The sequence below is a fragment of the Aphanothece microscopica RSMan92 genome, assembly GCF_046613545.2.
Lineage (GTDB): Bacteria > Cyanobacteriota > Cyanobacteriia > PCC-6307 > Cyanobiaceae > NIES-981.
In genome coordinates this window covers 1-617 of sequence record NZ_JBKKKY020000341.1, presented here as the reverse complement: position 1 = coordinate 617, position 617 = coordinate 1, and the positions used below count along the sequence as shown (strand labels likewise).

At 70.3% G+C, this 617-nt stretch carries 1 protein-coding gene; it reads right to left on the bottom strand.

The annotated features are described in order from the left end of the window. Positions 1–46 precede the first annotated feature (46 nt). On the bottom strand, positions 47–388 hold the full coding sequence (locus ACLD7X_RS17890) for a hypothetical protein (protein WP_411425038.1): 342 nt from the start codon (positions 386–388) through the stop codon (positions 47–49). Positions 389–617: the final 229 nt, after the last annotated feature.

Here is a 617-nt window from a genome sequence, read left to right as displayed (position 1 = left end):
CAGGGCCGCGACCCCGCCCGGGGCGCGGCCCTTGGCTTTTCGCGCGTCAGCGCAGCGCCTCGGCGATCTGGCCCGAGATCCACAGCGTGACGGGGTCCGCCGTCATCAGGAAGGCGCCCAGCCGGTCGACGCCGTCGCCCGCCATCAGCCCGGCCACGCGCTGGTCATAGGTGGCCGCGCCGATCTCGTGGTGGATCACGCCTTTCAGCGCCAGCATGATCAGGCAGACCAGCAGCACCGGCTTCAGGATCGACCAGCGCCGCGCCGCGGGGCGGCGATAGGCCGACCGGCCCAGCGTGCCCGTCGCCTCAAAGCCCAGGCCGCGCGCGCGGGCCATTTCGACCCGGTCGATGCGGCGATAGAAATCCTGCAGATTCGGGTCGTACATGACACATCCCCGTGAAACCTGCCCCGACCCGCGTTCTGGATGCGCGCCGATTGTGGCGAATCTAAGGCATGTGCGGCAACAGCGGGGCAAAGCGGGCCATTTTCAGGCCGCTTCGCCCCAATTCGCGGCGTTCCCCGGCGGTCAGGCCCGCGTCAGCACCAGGGTGGACCATTCGCCGATGTCCTCGCGCGTCTCGGGCACGAAGCCCGCGGCGACATAGGCCGCCGTC

What these genes read in the sequence shown, in the direction of transcription:
- ACLD7X_RS17890 (WP_411425038.1), bottom strand. Translation starts at nt 388, where the DNA reads ATGTACGACCCGAATCTGCAGGATTTCTATCGCCGCATCGACCGGGTC.